This window comes from Pseudomonas putida (genome assembly GCA_041879295.1).
GTDB classification, from domain to species: Bacteria; Pseudomonadota; Gammaproteobacteria; order Pseudomonadales; family Pseudomonadaceae; genus Aquipseudomonas; species Aquipseudomonas putida_Y.
In genome coordinates this window covers 1,998,991-2,019,870 of record CP047152.1, presented here as the reverse complement: position 1 = coordinate 2,019,870, position 20,880 = coordinate 1,998,991, and the positions used below count along the sequence as shown (strand labels likewise).

The following is a 20,880-nucleotide window of genomic DNA, read 5'->3' as shown; positions in this document are numbered from 1 at the left end:
ATCAGGAGCGTCATGATGAGTGTCGATGAAAAGCGTATTCGCGAATTTGCCTACCAGATCTGGGAATCCGAAGGTAAGCCTGTAGGAGAGGAAGAACGCCACTGGGAAATGGCCCGCAAGCTGGCCGAGGCCGAAGCGCTGGCGCCCAAGGCAGCCCCGCGCAAGAAAGCAGCGGCCAAGCCGAAGGCGCCTGCAGAACCCAAGGCGGCGGCCCTGCCGGGGGTCAAACCTGCTGCGGCGAAAAAGCCCCGGGCGGCGAAAAAGCCTACTGCCGGTTGAGCCTGTCCCGGCCTCTTTGCGTGCAAGCCCGCTCCTACAGGTTCATCACAGGCGCATGTAGGAGCGGGTTTACCCGCGAAGAGGCCAATGCAGGACAGCACAACTTCCCTTCCGTCACGGCCACTTGAGGATCGTCATGAGCCCCCGCACCCCGAAGAAAACCCGCTCGGTCGCACCATCACGCATCCGCGAAGGCCTACCCTTCCCCCTCGGCGCCACCTGGGATGGCCTAGGGGTCAACTTCGCCCTGTTCTCGGCCAACGCCACCAAGGTCGAGCTGTGCCTGTTCGACTCCACTGGCGAGCAGGAAATCGAGCGCATAGAGCTGCCCGAATACACCGATGAGATCTACCACGGCTACCTCCCCGACGCTCACCCCGGCCTGGTCTATGGCTACCGGGTGTACGGCCCCTACGAGCCGGAAAACGGCCACCGCTTCAACCCCAACAAACTGCTGATCGACCCGTATGCCAAGCAACTGGTCGGCAGCCTGAAATGGTCCGAGGCCCTGTTCGGCTACACCATCGGCCATCCCGACGGTGACCTGTCATTCGACGAGCGCGACAGCGCGCCTTTCGTACCCAAATGCAAGGTCATCGACCCTGCGTTCACCTGGGGCCGCGACCAGCGTGTGCAGATCCCGTGGGAGCGCACGATCATCTATGAAGCGCATGCCCGCGGCATCAGCATGCGCCACCCGGGTGTGCCTGAAGAACTGCGTGGCACCTTCGCCGGCCTGGCCAACGACGAGCTGCTCAAGCACATCAAGGACCTTGGCGTGTCGAGCATCGAGCTGCTGCCGATCCACGCCTTTGTCAACGACCAGCACCTGCTGGACAAGGGCCTGAACAACTACTGGGGCTACAACAGCATCGCCTTTTTCGCCCCGCACCCGCGCTACCTCGCCAGCGGCAAGATCGCCGAGTTCAAGGAGATGGTCGCGCACCTGCACGACGCCGGGCTGGAGGTGATCCTGGACGTGGTCTACAACCACACCGCAGAAGGCAACGAGCGCGGCCCGACCCTGTCGATGCGCGGTATCGACAATGCCTCGTACTACCGCCTGATGCCGGACGACAAGCGCTACTACATCAACGACTCGGGCACCGGCAACACCCTGGACCTGAGCCACCCCTGCGTGCTGCAGTTGGTCACCGATTCGCTTCGCTACTGGGCCGGCGAAATGCACGTGGATGGTTTTCGCTTCGACCTGGCGACCATCCTTGGCCGTTACCACGATGGCTACAGCGAGCGTCATGGCTTCCTCGTCGCCTGCCGTCAGGACCCGATGCTGAGCCAGGTCAAGCTGATTGCCGAACCGTGGGACTGCGGCCCCGGCGGCTACCAGGTGGGCAACTTCGCCCCGGGCTGGGCGGAATGGAACGACCGCTTCCGCGATACCGCACGCGCCTTCTGGAAAGGCGACGAAGGCCAGTTGGCCGATTTCGCCGCGCGCTTGACCGCCTCGGGCGACATGTTCAACAACCGCGGGCGCCGGCCCTATTCCTCGGTCAACTTCATCACCGCCCACGATGGTTTCACCCTGCGCGACCTGGTGTCCTACAACCACAAGCACAACGAAGACAACGACGAAAACAACCAGGACGGCACCGACAACAACCTGTCGTGGAACTGCGGCGTCGAAGGGCCGACCGACGACCCGGCGATCAATGCCCTGCGCATGCGCCAGATGCGCAACTACTTCGCCACCCTGCTGCTGGCCCAGGGCACGCCAATGATCGTTGCCGGCGACGAGTTCAGCCGCACCCAGCACGGCAACAACAACGCCTACTGCCAGGACAGCGAGATCGGTTGGGTGAACTGGGACCTGGACCAGGAAGGCGAAGAGCTGCTGGCCTTCGTCAAGCGTCTGACGCGTCTGCGCCTGGCCTACCCGGTGCTGCGCCGCTCACGCTTTCTGGTGGGGGACTACAATGAGGCAATTGGGGTCAAGGACGTGACCTGGCTGGCACCCGATGGCAGCGAGATGAGCGTTGAACAATGGGAAAACCCGCACGGGCGCTGCCTGGGCATGCTGATAGATGGCCGAGCGCAGGTCAGTGGTATCGCCCGGCCAGGTGCCGAGGCCACCGTGCTGCTGATCGTCAATGCCCACCATGACATCGTGCCATTCAAGCTGCCGGCCGTGCCTGAAGGCGATTACTGGAGCTGCCTGATCGATACCGACCGGCCGGAGTTGCGCAAGGGGCAGCATTTGCAGTTTGACAGTACATTCGAGGTCAAGGGGCGGTCGATGCTACTAATGGTATTGCAGTACGACGAGGAGTGAACAGTGACAGGCAACGCAGGTCATACGTTGTAATTGCCACGGCATACCTGTGGGAGCGTGCATGCCCGCTCCCACAGGTTTTAGCGGCGGCAATGAGGCAGGGTTAACTTCAGGAGGAATTGTGAGCCTCGAAGCCGGCAGTAATGGTTTCGCCAGTGTCAGCCAGGCCCCAGCCGTGAAACGCCTGCGGGTACTGACGGTGAACACCCACAAGGGCTTCACCGCCTTCAACCGGCGCTTTATCTTGCCAGAGCTGCGCGAGGCTGTGCGCAGCACACAGGCCGACATTGTCTTCCTTCAGGAAGTGCTGGGTAGCCACGACCGCCACGCTGCGCGCTACCCCGGCTGGCCACAGACCTCGCAGTACGAATTCCTCGCCGACAGCATGTGGAGCGACTTCGCCTATGGCCGCAACGCGGTCTATCCCGACGGCCACCACGGCAATGCGCTGCTGTCCAAGTACCCGATCATCGAGCACCGCAACCTGGACGTGTCGATCACCGGCCCCGAACGCCGCGGCCTGTTGCACTGTGTGCTGGAGGTGCCTGGGCAAGGCCAGGTGCATGCGGTCTGCGTGCACCTGTCGCTGCTGGAAAACCACCGGCAAAAGCAGCTGCAGTTGCTGCGTAAGTTGCTGGACTCTCTGCCGGCCAACGCGCCGGTGATCATCGCCGGCGACTTCAACGACTGGAAAAGTCACGGCAACCGCACCCTTGGCCTGCAACGCGACTTGCACGAAGCCTTCGAGCGCCACCACGGCCATCTCGCCCGCACCTACCCTGCCCGCCTGCCACTGTTGCGCCTGGACCGCATCTACCTGCGTAACGCCGAAAGCCATGGGCCGAGGATTCTGGGGCACAAACCTTGGTCGCACTTGTCAGACCACCTGCCACTGGCCGTTGAAGTGCGGCTTTAGCAATCATTCTTCATAGCCACGGCACGGCAAATAGCGAACCCCGCTATACCCTGCATGTTAGTTCGAAAAAACAATGAGTTAATCGTTAAGACGCGCCTTGAACACTTCGTTCACGTTTTCTTGACGCAAGCGGTGACCTCTCCTTAGCTGAACAATACCAAGCTGTAAAAATCTTGCGCCGGGCCTCTAGCTCGCGCCTTCGTGCGCGTTTGCGATAACTGGCGCGCTGGTTTGGGTCGCCCACTGTTTTTGCCGTACAGCTCGTGACAACAGGCCAGGTTCTCGGGCTGCACCACAAAAACAAAGGAGATCCGCCATGAAAAGCACCTCGAACCCCTTGCGCTTCGACAGCATTTTCTACGCGGTTTCCACGTCGCTGCTTCTGGCAACCCCGGTGGAAACGATCGCGTACGAACTGCAGGGTGACCCCATCTCCCCCGGCTTTCTGCAGCAACCCGTAACGACGCCACTGTCGCTCGACCCGGTCAGTGCCAATGGGTTGAGCCTCGGCACCCTCAATACGTTTTCGCAGCAGATGAGCGAACGGCACCGGCAGGCGGCACCCGACCTGATTGCCAGTCAGTGGGCGCAATTCTTCCCCACCAGTGCGCGCAGCCGAGCGCTGCCCCCAGCACAGCTGGAGGCGCCCAGCCAGCAACTGATGATCGGCCCGGACCTGTTCGTGCGTGAAACGGCGGCGGGCAATGTGCACCGCGCGGGGATATTCGTGGGGCACAACAACCTGCAAAGCAGCTTCAAGGGCACGCGCTCACTGCTGGGCGACAAGCAGCGCAAAGCGGTGAACTTGAGCGGGGAAAGCCTGGGGGTGTACTGGAGCATGACCCATGAACAGGGCTGGCACCTGAATGCCGTGGCCATGGGTTCGCGGATCGACGTAATGGGCCGTGGCGAAAACGGCCAGCGCCTGGACGACAGTGGCCACGCAATGACCTTCTCGGTAGAGGGCGGGTACCCGATCCGCCTGAGTGGCAACTGGGTGATCGAGCCCCAGGCACAGTTGATCAACCAGCAATTCTTCCCTGGCAACCAGGTACAGGAGGAGACCTTGCGGGCCTTCGACAGCCAGCCGAGCTGGAGCGGCCGGGTTGGCGCCAAGCTGTCCGGACGCTACGAGGTGCGCGGCATGCCGATCGAGCCCTATGTGCGGACCAACGTGTGGTATGACTTCAGCAATGCCGATGAGGTGAAGCTGGACCAGGTCGACAAGATTTCCAGCTCGCGCTACTCGACCACGGTGGAGTTGGGGTTGGGCCTGGTGGCGCGGGTGACACCTTCGGTGGCCATGTTCGTCAGCGCCGATTACAGCAGTGATGTGGATGAGAATGACCTGAACGGGTTGATTGGCAGCCTTGGGGTACGGATGCGGTGGTAGGCAGGCCCGGCCTCTTCGCGGGTAAACCCGCGCCTACACACTGATCGGGGCCACACGCATCGGTGGCTCGGCACAGGCCGTTGTAGGAGCGGGTTCACCCGCGAAAGGGCCGGGCCTGCCGGCCAATTTCCAAAGGCCATTCACGGTTGCCGCCGCTACCGGATTCGCGGGTAAACCCGCTCCTACAGGCGAAAAGGCCAGTGCGGTCAACCGATCAGGCGGGCTTCATGATCAACACCCCCAGCGGCGGCAGGTTCAGGGCCAGCGATAATGGCTGCCCGTGGCTGGCCACTGCTTCACTGGCCACCGCCCCCAGATTACCCACGTTCGACCCGGCATACAGCTCGGCATCACTGTTCAGCAGCTCCTGCCAACGCTCGCCGAACGGCACGCCAATGCGATAGCCCTCACGGGGTACCGGGGTGAAGTTGGCCACCACCAGCACCGGCTCGCCGCTGCTGCTCCAGCGCAGCCAGGCGTACACGCTGTTCTGCGCGTCGTCACCGATCAGCCACTGGAAGCCCTGCGGCTGGCAATCCTGCTCGTGCAACGCCGGTTCTTCGCGGTACAGGCGGTTGAGGTCGCCCACCAACCGCTGCACACCCTGGTGCTCGGGGTACTGCAGCAGGTACCAGTCCAGTTCGCTGTCGTGGTTCCACTCACGCCACTGGCCGAACTCGCAGCCCATGAACAGCAGCTTCTTGCCCGGGTGTGCCCACATGAAGGTGAGGTAGGCGCGCAGGTTGGCGAATTTCTGCCAGCGGTCGCCGGGCATCTTGTCGATCAGCGAATGCTTGCCGTGCACCACCTCATCATGGGAAATGGGCAGGATGAAGTGCTCGGAATAGGCATAGATCAGCCCGAAACTCATCTCGTTGTGGTGGTAGGTGCGGTGCACCGGGTCGTTCTGGATGTAGTGCAGGGTGTCGTGCATCCAGCCCATGTTCCACTTGTAGGCAAAACCCAGGCCGCCCTGTTGGGTAGGCTGGCTGACCCCAGGCCAGGCGGTGGACTCTTCGGCGATGATCAGCGCACCCGGGGCCTCGTGGGCAGCGACGCCGTTAAGGTGGCGGATGAAGTCGATGGCTTCCAGGTTCTCGCGCCCGCCGTGACGGTTGGGTACCCATTCGCCAGCCTTGCGCGAGTAGTCGCGGTACAGCATCGAGGCCACCGCATCGACGCGCAGGCCGTCGATGTGGAAATGCTTCAACCAGTGAAGCGCCGAAGCCATCATGAAGCCGCGCACTTCATTGCGCCCGAGGTTGTAGATCAGCGTGTTCCAGTCCTGGTGGTAGCCCTCCAGGGGGTTGTCGTATTCGTAAAGGGCAGTGCCGTCAAAGCGAGCCAGACCGTGTTCATCGGTGGGGAAATGCGCCGGCACCCAGTCCAGCAGCACACCAATGCCTCCCTGGTGGCAGGCGTCGATGAACGCGGCGAAATCCTCAGCACTGCCGTAGCGCGAGGTGGGCGCGAACATCGACAGTGGTTGATAGCCCCAGGAGCCGCCGAACGGGTGTTCCATGATCGGCAGCAGCTCGATGTGGGTAAAGCCCAGTTCCTGCACATAGGGCACCAGCCGCTCGGCCAGTTCGCGCCAATTGAAGAAACGCCCGATTTCCCCCGCTTCGTCCAGCTCGCAGCGCCATGACCCGGGGTGCAGTTCGTAGATCGACAATGGCGCGTTGTAGGCGTGGCGCTGGGCGCGTTGCGCCATCCAGTCATGGTCCTGCCAGGCGTGGCTGAGTTCACCGGCTACCTTGGACGCCGTGCTCGGCGGCAGCTCGGTGGCACGGGCCAGCGGGTCGGCCTTCAGCGGCAGTATGCCGTCCTTGCCGAGCACTTCGAACTTGTAGGTTTCGCCCACGCCCAGACGCGGAATGAACAGCTCCCATACCCCGGCACTGTGGCGCAGGCGCATGGGGTGGCGGCGGCCATCCCAGTTGTTGAAATCACCCACCACCGACACCCGTCGGGCATTCGGCGCCCAGACCGAGAAACACACGCCGTCGATGCCATCGACCTGAGTCGGCTGGGCACCGAAGCGCCCGGACAAATCGCGGTGATTGCCTTCAGCGAACAGGTGAAGGTCCATGTCACCCAGTTGCGGGCCGAAGCTGTAGGGGTCTTCGGTAACCTGTTCGCCACCGGCCCAGACGATATGAAGCTGGTAGGGCTGTGCCTCATTGAGGTGCGCGCTGAACAACCCGGGCAGGCTGCCCTGCTCCATTTCGGCAAGTACCCGCCCGTCATCCCGGGCCTGGACGCGCACTTTCAGGGCATTGGGCAGAAAGGCGCGGACCACCTGCCCGCCCGCGCCGTCGCCGTGGGGGCCGAGTACCGCAAAAGGATCGGCGTGTTCGGCGCGGGCCAGGGCGTCGAGGTCCCGTTGCCGAAGGCCACCGTTTTCACGCGTTGTAACGTTCATTCTGACTCTCCCCAGGTACTGATCAGTCCATGCAGACCATGCAAAGGCACGGCCAGCCAGCTCGGACGGTTTTCGGCTTCGTATGTAATCTCGTAGGCGGCTTTTTCCAGGCAGAACAGCTCCAGTGCCGCGCGCTCGCCCTCGGCGTGCTGCCAGGCGTGGGGCATGGCGGCGGTGGCCAGGCCATAGGCTTCGACAAAGGCATGCCGGGACTGGTGCAGGTACTGCCGGGCAACCCGCTGCCGGGCTTGCCGCGCCGGCTCGGAAAGGTCCACCGCAGACGCGCTGCGCAAGATCATCGCAGCAGCATAGTCGAAGGATCGCAGCACGCCGCTGACATCCTTGTAGGGGCTGTGTTTTGCCCGGCGCTCTTCAAGTGGCCGGGCAGGCTCGCCTTCAAAATCGATGAGGTAGGCATCACCCTGCACCACCAGCACCTGGCCCAGGTGCAGGTCGCCGTGCACACGCATCAGCAGGCCACCCTGGGCCTGCGCGGTCAGCTTGTCGATATGCTGGGCCAGGCCCTCGCGCTGTTGCTGCAGGTCGTCGACCAAGGCCTGGCTGTCGCTGTCCAGCGTGTCACGGTGCTGGGCCAGCAGGTCGAGGGCGTGGATCAGTTCGGTACTGATCTGTGCACGCCAGCGCTCGCTGTCCCGGGCATCGCTGGGGCGCGGCTGGAAGGCCGGGTCTTCGGTGGGTGAGGCCAGCAGCAGGTGCATCTCGCCCAGGCGCTGGCCAAGCAAGGCCGCAAAGCCGCTGAGTTCGGCCAATGCGTCAGTGTGCGCTTCGCCGTCATTGCGGGTGGGCTCCATCTGGTCGCGGATGGCCCGTTCAAGGGTGTTCTGGGTCCAGCCCCAGGCATCGCCCTGGTTACTCAGGTAACCCTGGGCAATCATCAGCAGGTGCGGCGCGTGTTGCTCGTCCACCCGGCTGACCCAGGCCAGCAGCGGCGAGATATTGGCAAAGCCGGCGGCGGTCAGGTAGGCGCTCATTTCCAGCTCTGGATGGATACCCGGGTTGACCCGGCGGATCAGTTTGAGCACCACGCGATCGCCGATGACCACCGAACTGTTGGACTGCTCGGCGCTGAGGTAGCGCACTTCGCTCTCCTCGTCGAGCGCCAGGCCGGCCAGCTGCTCTGTGCATTCAAAGCGCAATTCACCCTCAGCGTCGCCACACGGCAAGCGCAGCCCATCCTGGCAGGCTTGCATCACGGCGTGAATGAACGGCTCCAGGACGAAGGCGTCGGTGATCAAGCCAACCTGGTGGGTACGGCGCACCCGCGACAACGCCAGCTGCTGCGGCAGCGCGGTATGGATCTGTTCCTCACGCAGCAGGCCGAACGGTAGCTGGTAGCGGGTGGCCGTGCCGTCGCTGAGTACTTCGATTTCGCTGAGCAGCACCGGCGTGGTGGCGGTGCCGAAACGCACGCCGTAACACAGGCGCACGGCGTCGATCGGCCCTTCCTTGCCGGCGAACCAGCGGCGTTTGGGCAGGTACTGCGGCAGGATGGTGCTTTGCAGTGTATCGCTTGCGGGGGCTTGCAGCAGTTCTTCCATGCGCTTGCGCAGTACCAATGTGGTCAATTCGGGTAACCCCTCGGTGGCCTGAATGTGCCAGCTGGGCATGCGATCGCGGCTGGCCAGCAGGAACCAGTAGAAGGCATAAGGTGGCAATGTCAGCAGAAACGGCAGTTGGCCGATTGGCGGGAACGCGCTGCCGCCAAGCATCTCCACCGGTACTTTGTCGGCGTATTGTGACAATTCGAGTTCGGCAGCCTGGGCGGCACGGGACACGTTGGCCACGCAGAGGATGACCTCGGTATTGCCGTCGGCATCGGTGTACTCGCGGATATAGGCAAGGATGCGCCGGTTGCTGGGCGTGAGGGTGCGCAGGCTGCCGCGGCCAAAGGCCTTCTGCTGCTTGCGTACCGCCAGCATGCGCCGGGTCCAGTTCAGCAGCGAATGCGGGTCGTGGCTTTGCGCCTCCACGTTGACCGTCTGGTAACCGTAGAGCGGGTCCATGATCGGCGGCAGCACCAGGCGCTGGGGGTCGGCGCGGGAAAAACCGCCGTTGCGGTCTGGCGACCACTGCATGGGAGTGCGAACGCCATCGCGGTCACCCAGATAGATATTGTCGCCCATGCCCAGTTCGTCGCCGTAATACAGGGTTGGCGTGCCGGGCATCGACAATAGCAGGCTGGTCAGCAGCTCTATGCGCCGCCGGTCACGCTGCAGCAGGGGCGCCAGGCGCCGGCGAATGCCCAGGTTGATGCGCGCGCGGCGGTCTTCGGCATAGTAGTTCCACAGGTAGTCGCGCTCGCGGTCGGTGACCATTTCCAGCGTCAGTTCATCATGGTTGCGCAAAAAGATCGCCCACTGGCAGTTGGCCGGAATTTCCGGGGTCTGGCGCAGGATGTCGGTGATCGGGAAGCGGTCTTCCATGGCCAGGGCCATGTACATGCGCGGCATCAACGGAAAGTGGAAAGCCATATGGCATTCGTCGCCATCGCCTTCGCCGAAGTACGGGCGCGTGTCTTCCGGCCACTGGTTGGCTTCGGCCAGCAGCATGCGATCGGGGTAGTTGGCGTCGATCTCGGCGCGGATCGCCTTGAGCACCTCGTGGGTTTCGGCGAGGTTCTCGTTGTTGGTGCCGTCGCGCTCGATCAGGTAAGGGATCGCGTCCAGGCGCAGGCCATCTACACCCAGGTCGAGCCAGAAGCGCATGACGCCGATCACCGCCTTGAGTACCTGCGGGTTATCGAAGTTGAGGTCCGGCTGGTGCGAGTAGAACCGGTGCCAGAAGTACTGGCCGGCGACCGGGTCCCAGGTCCAGTTGGACTTTTCGGTATCGAGGAAGATGATGCGCGTACCGTCGTACTTCTGGTCGTCGTCCGACCACACGTAGAACTCGCGCGCCTTGCTGCCGCGCTTGGCGTGGCGGGCACGCTGGAACCACGGGTGCTGGTCGCTGGTGTGGTTGATGACCAGCTCGGTGATCACCCGCAAGCCGCGCTTGTGGGCCTCGGCGATGAAACGGCGGGCGTCGGCCATGCTGCCGTAATCCGGGTGCACGGCCTTGTATTCGGCGATGTCGTAGCCGTCGTCACGGCGTGGCGATGGGTAGAACGGCAGCAGCCACAGGGTGTTGACGCCCAGCTCGGCAATGTAGTCGAGCTTGCTGATCAGGCCGGCGAAGTCGCCGATGCCGTCGTTGTTCGAGTCGAAGAACGACTTGATGTGCAGCTGGTAGATGACGGCGTCCTTGTACCACAGCGGGTCGTCGATGAAGGCTGCCGGGCGGGAACGCTTGGCCATGTGCGACTCCTTTCAATTGCATGTTTGCCCCTTCTTGCACCATCGCTGTGGGAGCGGGCGTGCCCGCGAATCAGCCACCGCGGTGCTTGGCACCGGCTCTGCCGGTGTTCGCGGGCATGCCCGCTCCCACAGGGGGGGAAAAGGCTGCAGGCCGGTTTTACCCGGCTTTCTCGATGCGCCAGATGCCGAACGGCAGGTGCCAGGGCTCTATGCGCATCCATTGGGTCTTGCCGTACCACGACCAGCGGTGGCCGTTCATCAGGTCTTCACCTTGGGTTTCGGCGTTGTCGTCCAGCCCCAGCTCCCACAGTGGCAACTCGAAATGCGCCTCCTGGGCGTTGTGCGGGTCGAGGCTGATGGCCACCAGGATGTAGTTGTCACGCTCAGGCGTACGCTTGGCGAAGTACAGGATGTTGTCGTTCCAGCAATTGAAGAAGGCCACACCTAGGTGGGTTTGCAAGGCACGGTTCTGCCGGCGGATGCGGTTGAGCTGGGCGATCTCGGCAATGATGTTGCCGGGCTGGGTGAAATCACGTGGGCGGATTTCGTACTTCTCCGAATCCAGGTATTCCTCCTTGCCCGGCAACGGCGTGCCCTCGCACAGCTCGAAGCCCGAATACATGCCCCACAAGCCTGAGCCCATGGTCGCCAGCGCCGCACGGATAAGAAACCCTGCGCGGCCTGAGGTGTGCAGGAAAAATGGGTTGATGTCCGGTGTATTGACGAAGAAGTTGGGCCGGTAGCACTGGCTCCACGGCGGCTGGTTGAGCTGCTCGAAATATTCGCGCAGCTCCTGCTTGTGGTTGCGCCAGGTGAAATAGGTATAGCTCTGTGCGTAGCCGACCTTGCCCAGGCGCGCCATCATCGCCGGCTTGGTAAAGGCTTCGGCGAGGAAGATGACGTCGGGGTGCTGGCTGCGCACATTGCCGATCAGCCATTGCCAGAACGGCAACGGCTTGGTGTGCGGGTTGTCGACGCGGAAGGTCTTCACGCCCTCCTCGACCCAGCCGACCACCACATCGCGCAGGGCGAGCCACAGCGAAGGCACGGCCTCTGGCGCATAGAAATCGACGTTGACGATGTCCTGGTACTTTTTCGGCGGGTTTTCGGCGTAGCGGATGGTGCCGTCCGGGCGCCAGCTGAACCAGCCCGGGTGCTCCTTGAGCCAAGGGTGGTCCTGGGAGCACTGGATGGCGAAATCGAGGGCGATTTCCAGGCCGTGTTCCGCCGCCGCAGCCACCAGTCGACGGAAGTCATCGCGGCTGCCCAGTTGCGGGTGAATCGCCTCGTGGCCGCCCTCCGGGCTGCCGATGGCATAAGGGCTGCCCGGGTCGCCCGGCTCGGCCTTGAGGGCGTTGTTGCGGCCCTTGCGATGCTGCATGCCGATGGGGTGGATGGGCGGGAAGTACAGTACGTCGAAGCCCATGTCGCGGATCATCGGCAGCCGTTCGTGCACGTCGTTGAAGGTGCCGTGGCGCTGCGGGTCGTCGGTAATGGAGCGCGGGAACAGCTCGTACCAGCTGGCGAACAGTGCGGCCGGGCGGTCGACATCAAGGGGGAAATCAGGGCTGCGGGTCAGGTAGCTGCGGTGTTCGGCTTCGCCCATCAGGCGGGCGGTGGTCGGGTCGAGAAACAAAGCCACCTGGTCATCGATACTGAGCGTGGGCAGGCGCTGCTGCAAGGCCTCTAGCGCCTCGCGCAGGGCGCCGCTGCACAGTTCGATGCCTGTGCCGAGCATCAAACGGCCTTCTTCCAATTCCAGTTTTACCTCGACGCCGGCGTGGTACTTCTTCTCCAGATCGTGGCAATAGGTGGCAAACGGGTCGATCCAGGCCTCGATACTGAACCGGTGCGGACCCAGTTCGGTGGGGGTGAACTCGGCCTGCCACAGGTCGTTGCCCGCCGACTGCATCGGCACGCAATGCCAGCGCCGGCTGTGCGCCTGGCGCCAGTTGAGCATCACCGCCAGGCGGTCGTGGCCGTCGCTGTAGGCCTTGGTGCTGACTGCCACTGGCTGGCCACTGACGGCCTTGGCGGCGAAGCTGCCGGCGTCGAGCACAGGTTGGGTGTCTTCGATCACGATACGCGGCGCCAGCAGCGCCTGGGACAGGCTGATGGCCTGGTCCGGGTGATCGTTCGCCATGGGCACGCTTTCAAAGGGCTCGTTTCGTGACATCGACCTTGCTCCCTCAGGCTGGTGGCGGTAAGGGTTCAGAGCCGGGCACAGGCGGGGGGTTCAAAATAATTGAGCGAACGGCAGCTGCCAGCGGTCAGAGCCTACAGCACCTCTTCACCCACCCACGCGAGGTCAGGCCATGAACATTCCCATTCCACCGGAGACACCCGATCCCAACATCGACGACCCGAGCTTGCCGCCACCCGTACCGGAAGAAGAGCCGGACGAGCTGCCGATCAAGCCGACCGTGCCGCCGACAGTGGGCGACCCGCCGAGCCAGGAGCCACCGGTGAAGGCTTAAGGGTAGACCACGGCACCGGGTAATTCTGCCAGTAACGTGTTTGGTCGCAGGTTATGGTTGAGGATGATCAAACGCTTGGCAAGGCGAAGGTCTTGCCTTGAACGGACCGGCCTCTTCGCGGGTAAACCCGCTCCTGCAGCGACCGTGCCGGCCTTGAATGCGGCGCTGTCCCTGTAGGAGCGGGTTTACCCGCGAAGAGGCCGGCCGCACTCGCACATCAACCCGCAGATGCAGCCGCAATCTCCGCCACACTGATCTCGCGCATGCGGAACTTCTGCACCTTGCCGGTCACGGTCATCGGGTACTCGTCGACAAAGCGGATATATCGCGGCACCTTGAAGTGGGCGATGCGCGTCTTGCACCAGCCCTGCAGTTCCTCGACCGTGGCGCTGTGCCCAGGGTGCAGCTTGATCCAGGCGACGATCTCTTCGCCATAGCGGCTGCACGGAATGCCGATCACCTGCGCATCGGCCACCGCCGGGTGGGTGTAGAAAAACTCTTCCAGCTCACGCGGATAAATGTTCTCGCCGCCGCGAATGATCATGTCCTTGTTGCGCCCGACGATGCGCACATAGCCCTGCTCGTCCATCACCGCCAGGTCACCCGAATGCATCCAGCCGGCCGGGTCGATGGCATCCGCCGTGGCCTGGGGGTTGTCCCAGTAGCCAAGCATCACGCTGTAGCCGCGGGTGCACAGTTCGCCAATCTCGCCGCGCGCGACGATGCAGCCATCGGCGTCCACCAGTTTGTTTTCCAGCTGCGGCTGGGTGCGGCCGACGGTGGTCACGCGCAGCTCCAGATCATCGTCCGGGCCGGTCTGCAGTGACACCGGGCTGGTTTCGGTCATGCCGTAGGCGATCTGCACTTCTGCCATGTGCATCTGGTCGATGACCCGGCGCATCACCTCGATCGGGCAGGTGGCACCGGCCATGATGCCGCTGCGCAGGGTCGACAGGTCCATGTGGGCGCGCGATGGGTGATCGAGCATGGCGATGAACATGGTCGGCACGCCATAGAGGATGCTGGCGCGCTCTTCGGCCACGGCGCGCAAGGTAAGTTCGGCGTCGAAAGCATCGTTAGGGTAGATCATGGTGCTGCCGTGGGTGATGCAGCCGAGGTTGGCCATGACCATGCCGAAGCAATGGTACAGCGGCACCGGAATCACCATACGGTCGCGGGCTGTCAGGCCAAGGCTTTCACCCACCATGAAACCGTTGTTGAGGATGTTGTAGTGACTGAGCGTGGCACCTTTGGGTGCACCGGTGGTGCCGGAGGTGTACTGGATGTTTACCGGCTGGTCGAATTGCAGGCTTTGCTGACGGGCAGTGCAAGCCTCGACAGACGTCTGCCCTGCCCACTCGGCCAAGGCGTGCCAGGGCAGGAAGCCGGCAGGCGGGTTGGCGGCCAGGCTGATGACACCACGCAACTCGGGCAGGCATTCACTGGCCAGCTCACCAGGCCGGGCGCTGGCCAGTTCAGGCACCAGCTCCTGCAGCATGGCGTGGTAATCAGACGTCTTGAAGGCTTCAGCGCAGACCAGCCAGCGGCAGCCAGACTGGCGCAACACGTACTCCAGCTCACCCACACGGTAGGCCGGGTTGATGTTGACCAGGATGGCGCCGACCTTGGCACTGGCCAGCTGCAAGATGCACCACTGGGCGCAGTTGGGCGACCAGATGCCAACACGGTCGCCGGTGTTCACGCCCAGTGCGATCAGCGCGCGGGCGTGTATTTCGACCTGTTCGGCCAGCTGCCGCCAGCTGTAACGCAGGCCCTGGTGGCGGGACACCAAGGCCTCGCTGTCGGAACAGCGGGCTACGGTGGCATCGAAGGCCTGGCCGATGGTCTGGGTCAGCAAGGGTCGGTCCTGGCGACCGCGGGTATAGCTCGGTTGACTCATGGGTGTCCCTTCTTGTGGTTGTTTTGGGCACGGCTGAAGCAAGCGGGAATACTCTGGCGCAGATTTACGTTTACGTAAAGGTGACGAGTGGATTGACAGTGCCTCCCCGCAGGTTTACGTTAACGTAAAGGTGATGAACGATACCGGAACCTCCGGCATGACGCCGACCCTTGCAGGAGCGGGCTTGCCCGCGAATGCGATCACCCAGGCAATGACGGTGGTCCTGCTGACGCATTCGCGGGCAAGCCCGCTCCTACAGGGGTCAGCGATTAGGCTTTGAGCTACGGTGTTACCCAATTTCCAAGAACAAGAAGGTGCCCCAGCATGCATTACCCCTCCCTGAACTTCGCCCTGGGCGAAACCATCGACATGCTCCGCGACCAGGTGCGCACCTTCGTCGCCGCCGAACTGGCCCCGCGCGCCGCGCAGATCGACCACGACAACCTGTTCCCCGCCGACATGTGGCGCAAGTTCGGTGACATGGGCCTGCTGGGCATCACCGTACCGGAAGAGTACGGCGGCGCTGGCCTGGGCTACCTGGCCCATGTGGTGTCGATGGAAGAAATCAGCCGTGGCTCCGCCTCGGTGGCGCTGTCCTACGGCGCCCATTCCAACCTGTGCGTCAACCAGATCAACCGCAACGGCACCCATGAGCAGAAGCTCAAGTACCTGCCCAAGCTGATCAGCGGCGAGCACATCGGCGCCTTGGCCATGAGCGAGCCCAATGCCGGCTCCGACGTGGTGTCGATGAAACTGCGCGCAGAAAAACGCGGCGATCACTACGTGCTCAACGGCAGCAAGACCTGGATCACCAACGGTCCCGACGCCAACACCTACGTGATTTACGCCAAGACCGACCTGGACAAGGGTGCGCACGGCATCACCGCGTTCATCGTCGAGCGTGACTGGAAGGGCTTCAGCCGCAGCAACAAGTTCGACAAGCTGGGAATGCGCGGGTCCAACACCTGCGAGCTGTTCTTCGATGGCGTGGAAGTACCGGCAGAGAACATTCTGGGCCAGCTCAACGGCGGCGTGCGCGTCCTGATGAGCGGCCTGGACTACGAACGTGTGGTGCTGTCCGGCGGCCCGACCGGCATCATGCAAAGCTGCATGGACCTGGTGGTGCCGTATATCCACGACCGCAAGCAATTCGGCCAGAGCATCGGCGAGTTCCAGCTGATCCAGGGCAAGATTGCCGACATGTACACCCAGCTGAACGCCAGCCGCGCCTACCTGTATGCCGTGGCCCAGGCCTGCGACCGTGGCGAGACCACCCGCAAGGACGCTGCCGGCGTGATCCTGTACACCGCCGAGCGTGCCACGCAAATGGCCCTGGAGGCGATCCAGATTCTTGGCGGCAACGGCTATATCAACGAATTCCCGGCTGGCCGCCTGTTGCGCGACGCCAAGCTGTACGAAATCGGTGCCGGCACCAGCGAAATCCGCCGGATGCTGATTGGCCGCGAACTGTTCAACGAAACCCGCTGAACATAAGGGACGGGCGCACATGGCTACCTTGCACACCCAGATCAACCCGCGTTCGGCAGAATTCGCCATCAACAGCGCGGCCATGCTCGAGCAGGTCCAGGCCCTGCGCGGCCTGCTCGCCCAGGTTGCCCAGGGCGGCGGGCCCAAGGCTCAGGAACGTCATACCTCACGTGGCAAGCTGCTGCCGCGCGAGCGTATCGACCGCCTGCTGGACCCGGGCTCGCCGTTCCTCGAGATCGGCCAGTTGGCCGCCCATGAGGTATACGGCGAGGACGTGCCGGCTGCGGGCGTGATTGCCGGCATCGGCCGTATCGAGGGCGTCGAATGCATGATCGTGGCCAACGACGCCACGGTAAAAGGCGGCTCGTACTACCCGCTGACCGTAAAGAAACACCTGCGTGCACAAACCATCGCCCTGCAGAACCGTCTGCCATGCATCTACCTGGTGGACTCCGGCGGCGCCAACCTGCCACGCCAGGACGAAGTGTTCCCCGACCGTGAGCACTTCGGGCGCATCTTCTTCAACCAGGCCAACATGAGCGCACAAGGCATCCCGCAGATCGCCGTGGTGATGGGCTCGTGCACCGCTGGCGGCGCTTACGTGCCGGCCATGGCCGACGAAGCGATCATGGTGCGGCAGCAGGCGACCATCTTCCTCGCGGGACCGCCGCTGGTAAAAGCCGCCACCGGTGAAGTGGTCAGTGCCGAAGACTTGGGGGGCGCCGATGTGCACTGCCGCACCAGTGGCGTCGCCGACCATTATGCCGACAACGACGAACACGCCCTGGCCATCGCGCGACGCAGCGTGGCCAACCTCAACTGGCACAAGCTGGGCAAGCTACAACGCCTGGCACCGGTGGCACCGCTGTATGCGGCCGATGAGCTGTACGGCGTGGTGCCGGCCGATGCCAAACAACCGTTCGACGTGCGCGAGGTGATCGCCCGCCTGGTCGATGGCTCGGTGTTCGATGAATTCAAGGCGCTGTTCGGCACCACCCTGGTGTGCGGCTTCGCCCATCTGCACGGCTACCCGGTGGCCATCCTGGCCAACAACGGCATCCTCTTTGCCGAAGCCGCGCAAAAAGGTGCGCACTTCATCGAACTGGCCTGCCAGCGCGGCATCCCGCTGCTGTTCCTGCAGAACATCACCGGGTTCATGGTGGGCAAGAAGTACGAAGAAGGCGGCATCGCCAAGCACGGCGCCAAGCTGGTCACCGCTGTGGCCTGCGCCCAGGTGCCGAAGTTCACGGTGATCATCGGCGGCAGCTTTGGTGCCGGCAACTACGGCATGTGCGGCCGCGCCTACGACCCGCGCTTCCTGTGGATGTGGCCTAACGCGCGGATTGGCGTAATGGGCGCCGAACAGGCCGCCGGTGTGCTGGCCCAGGTCAAGCGTGAGCAAAGCGAACGCAGCGGCCAGCCATTCAGTGCCGAAGACGAAGCCAGGCTCAAGCAGCCGATCCTCGACCAGTACGAGCGTCAGGGCCACCCCTATTATTCCAGCGCCCGCCTGTGGGACGACGGCGTCATCGACCCGGCACAGACCCGCGACGTCCTCGGCCTGGCGTTGTCTGCCGCGCTGAACGCGCCGATCGAACAGAGCCGCTTCGGCATTTTCCGGATGTGACCCATGAGCGATTTCAGCACCCTTGAAGTGATCCGCGACCCGCGCGGCTTTGCCACCCTGTGGCTAAGCCGCGAGGACAAGAACAACGCCTTCAACGCGCAGATGATCCGCGAGCTGATCGTGGCCATCGACCAGTTGGCCGAAGACACCAGCCTGCGCTTTGTGCTGCTGCGCGGCCGTGGCCGGCACTTCAGCGCCGGTGCCGACCTGGCCTGGATGCAGCAGTCGGCACAACTGGACTTCAACACCAACCTGGATGATGCCCACGAGCTGGGCGAGCTGATGTACGCCCTGCACCGCCTCAAGGCCCCGACCCTGGCCGTGGTGCAAGGCGCCGCCTTCGGTGGCGCGCTGGGCCTGATCAGCTGCTGCGACATGGCTATCGGCGCCGAAGACGCCCAGCTGTGCCTGTCGGAAGTACGCATCGGTCTGGCCCCGGCGGTCATCAGCCCGTTCGTGGTCAAGGCCATTGGCGAACGCGCCGCGCGCCGCTACGCCCTCACCGCCGAGCGCTTCAGCGGCGTACGGGCCCGCGAACTGGGCCTGCTGGCCGAGGTATACCCGGCCAGCGAACTGGACGACCACGTCGAAGCCTGGGTAGGCAACCTGCTGCAGAACAGCCCACAAGCATTGCGCGCCACCAAGGACTTGCTGCGCGAAGTGGACGACGGCGAACTCAGCCCGGCCCTGCGCCGTTACTGCGAAAACACCATCGCCCGCATCCGCGTCAGCGCCGAAGGCCAGGAGGGCCTGCGCGCTTTCCTGGAAAAACGCCGCCCTGCCTGGCAAACCGTTGACAAGAAGGAGCCGCGCCCATGAGCCGCCCCGCTTTGACCACCCTGCTGGTCGCCAACCGCGGCGAAATCGCTTGCCGGGTGATGCGCACCGCCAAGGCCATGGGCCTGACCACTGTCGCCGTGCACAGCGCCACCGACCGTGACGCCCGTCACAGCCGCGAAGCCGACATCCGCGTCGACCTGGGCGGCACCAAGGCTGCCGAAAGCTACCTGCTGGTCGACAAGCTGCTGGCCGCAGCCAAGGCCAGCGGCGCCCAGGCTATCCACCCCGGCTATGGCTTTCTGTCCGAGAACGCAGGTTTCGCCCGCGCCATCGAGCAGGCCGGGCTGATATTCCTCGGCCCACCGGCCAGCGCCATCGACGCCATGGGCAGCAAATCGGCAGCCAAGGCGCTGATGGAGGCCGCCGGCGTGCCGTTGGTACCGGGCTACCATGGCGAGGCCCAAGACCTGGACACCTTCCGCGCCGCGGCCGAACGCATCGGCTACCCGGTGCTGCTCAAGGCCAGCGCTGGCGGCGGTGGCAAGGGCATGAAAGTGGTCGAGGAAGAAAGCCAACTGGCCGACGCCCTGGCGTCGGCCCAGCGTGAGGCACAGTCGTCGTTCGGCGATGCGCGCATGCTGGTGGAAAAGTACGTGCTCAAGCCACGTCATGTCGAAATCCAGGTGTTTGCCGACCAGCACGGCAACTGCCTGTACCTTAACGAACGCGACTGTTCCATTCAGCGCCGCCATCAGAAGGTGGTGGAAGAGGCCCCTGCGCCCGGCCTGTCGCCCGAACTGCGCCAGGCCATGGGCGAAGCGGCGGTGCGTGCCGCCCAGGCTATCGGTTACGTGGGTGCTGGCACCGTGGAGTTTCTGCTTGATGCACGTGGCGAGTTCTTCTTCATGGAGATGAACACCCGCCTGCAGGTGGAACACCCGGTCACCGAGGCCATCACCGGCCTGGACCTTGTTGCCTGGCAAATTCGCGTGGCCTGCGGCGAAGCCCTGCCGATCACACAGGAACAGGTGCCGCTGATCGGCCATGCCATCGAAGTGCGCCTGTATGCCGAAGACCCGGCCAACGATTTTTTACCCGCGACCGGTAAATTGGCGCTGTACCGTGAATCGGCGCCTGGCGAAGGCCGCCGGGTGGACAGCGGGGTCAGCGAAGGCGATGTGGTGTCGCCGTTCTACGACCCGATGCTGGGCAAGCTGATTGCCTGGGGTGAAAACCGCGAACAGGCACGCCTGCGCTTGCTGGCCATGCTCGACGAGTTTGCCATTGGCGGGCTGAAGACCAACATCGCCTTCCTGCGCCGCATTCTCGCGCACCCTGCGTTCGCGGCGGCAGAGCTGGACACCGGCTTCATTCCCCGCCACCAGGATGTGCTGCTACCGGCGCCACGTGCGCTGCCTGCTGGCTTTTGGGAGGCGGCAGCCGAAGCCTGGCTGCAGGGCCAGGCGGGGCATCAGCGCGATGACGATTGCCATTCGCCTTGGAGCGGGCGTAACGGCCTGCGCTTGGGCCTGCCGGCACGCAGTAGCTTGCATCTGGTAAGCGCCGGACAAGATCAGGCAGTGGCCTTGGAACGTAGCGCTGCTTCTACCTGGCAGCTGCAAGGTGAGCAGTTGGTGCATGACCAGAACGGCGTGCGTCGCCAGCATCTGGCAACCCGTCGGGGTGGCACGCTGTACCTGCACTGGGATGGCGAAATGCATGCCATCGAAGCCTTCGACCCGATTGCCGAGGCCGAAGCCAGCCACAGCCATCAGGGTGGGCTGGGTGCGCCCATGAACGGCAGTATCGTGCGGGTGCTGGTCGAACCTGGGCAGGTGGTGGAAGCCGGTACTGCGCTGGTGGTACTGGAGGCCATGAAGATGGAGCACAGCATTCGTGCGCCGCATGCCGGCACGGTGAAGGCGCTGTTCTGCCTGGAGGGGGACATGGTCAGCGAAGGGACTGTGCTGGTCGAGCTGGGTGAGTGA

12 protein-coding genes are annotated in these 20,880 nt (G+C 63.7%); 8 read left to right on the top strand and 4 right to left on the bottom strand.

Annotated features, from left to right (window positions below):
* Window positions 1-12: 12 nt before the first annotated feature.
* The 4 genes from GST84_09080 to GST84_09065 all read left to right on the top strand — a co-directional run bounded on the left by GST84_09080 (window position 13) and on the right by GST84_09065 (window position 4,878).
* The gene (locus GST84_09080) at window positions 13-279 is read left to right on the top strand and encodes a DUF2934 domain-containing protein (GenBank protein XGB12510.1); all 267 of its coding nucleotides are present in this window, start codon (window positions 13-15) and stop codon (window positions 277-279) included.
* A 136-nt stretch (window positions 280-415) separates the two neighbouring features.
* Window positions 416-2,569, top strand: a complete 2,154-nt coding sequence (gene glgX, locus GST84_09075) for a glycogen debranching protein GlgX (protein ID XGB12509.1) — start codon at window positions 416-418, stop codon at window positions 2,567-2,569.
* A 121-nt stretch (window positions 2,570-2,690) separates the two neighbouring features.
* A complete protein-coding gene (locus GST84_09070; GenBank protein XGB12508.1) occupies window positions 2,691-3,485 on the top strand; it encodes an EEP domain-containing protein in 795 nt (264 codons plus the stop codon).
* A 316-nt stretch (window positions 3,486-3,801) separates the two neighbouring features.
* Window positions 3,802-4,878: an autotransporter domain-containing protein gene (locus GST84_09065; GenBank protein ID XGB12507.1), complete on the top strand. Its 1,077-nt coding sequence runs from the start codon at window positions 3,802-3,804 to the stop codon at window positions 4,876-4,878.
* Between the two features lie 214 nt (window positions 4,879-5,092).
* Here the strand turns inward: GST84_09065 and glgB are convergent, their stop codons facing one another.
* The 4 genes from glgB to GST84_09045 all read right to left on the bottom strand — a co-directional run bounded on the left by glgB (window position 5,093) and on the right by GST84_09045 (window position 14,997).
* Window positions 5,093-7,303 (bottom strand): 1,4-alpha-glucan branching protein GlgB, encoded by a 2,211-nt coding sequence (gene glgB / locus GST84_09060; GenBank protein ID XGB12506.1) that lies wholly within the window; start codon window positions 7,301-7,303, stop codon window positions 5,093-5,095.
* Window positions 7,300-10,620, bottom strand: a complete 3,321-nt coding sequence (gene treS / locus GST84_09055) for a maltose alpha-D-glucosyltransferase (GenBank protein ID XGB12505.1) — start codon at window positions 10,618-10,620, stop codon at window positions 7,300-7,302. Before treS ends, glgB begins: the two co-directional genes overlap by 4 nt.
* Before the next feature lie 157 nt (window positions 10,621-10,777).
* Entirely contained in the window at window positions 10,778-12,796 is a 2,019-nt protein-coding gene (locus tag GST84_09050) for a DUF3416 domain-containing protein (protein XGB12504.1), read from the bottom strand.
* Window positions 12,797-13,314: 518 nt separating this feature from the next.
* On the bottom strand, window positions 13,315-14,997 hold the full coding sequence (locus tag GST84_09045; GenBank protein XGB12503.1) for an AMP-binding protein: 1,683 nt from the start codon (window positions 14,995-14,997) through the stop codon (window positions 13,315-13,317).
* Window positions 14,998-15,321: 324 nt separating this feature from the next.
* Here GST84_09045 and GST84_09040 point away from each other — a divergent pair, with 324 nt between their 5' ends.
* From GST84_09040 to GST84_09025, 4 genes are read left to right on the top strand one after another with little or no spacing between them, the layout of a single operon-like run.
* A complete protein-coding gene (locus tag GST84_09040; GenBank protein XGB12502.1) occupies window positions 15,322-16,485 on the top strand; it encodes an isovaleryl-CoA dehydrogenase in 1,164 nt (387 codons plus the stop codon).
* A gap of 19 nt (window positions 16,486-16,504) precedes the next feature.
* Complete coding sequence (locus GST84_09035) at window positions 16,505-18,112, top strand: methylcrotonoyl-CoA carboxylase (protein ID XGB12501.1); 1,608 nt, start codon at window positions 16,505-16,507, stop codon at window positions 18,110-18,112.
* A 3-nt stretch (window positions 18,113-18,115) separates the two neighbouring features.
* Window positions 18,116-18,931: a gamma-carboxygeranoyl-CoA hydratase gene (locus tag GST84_09030; protein ID XGB12500.1), complete on the top strand. Its 816-nt coding sequence runs from the start codon at window positions 18,116-18,118 to the stop codon at window positions 18,929-18,931.
* Window positions 18,928-20,880 carry an ATP-grasp domain-containing protein gene (locus tag GST84_09025; protein XGB12499.1) on the top strand — a complete coding sequence of 651 codons (1,953 nt, stop codon included), beginning with the start codon at window positions 18,928-18,930 and terminating at the stop codon, window positions 20,878-20,880. Before GST84_09030 ends, GST84_09025 begins: the two co-directional genes overlap by 4 nt.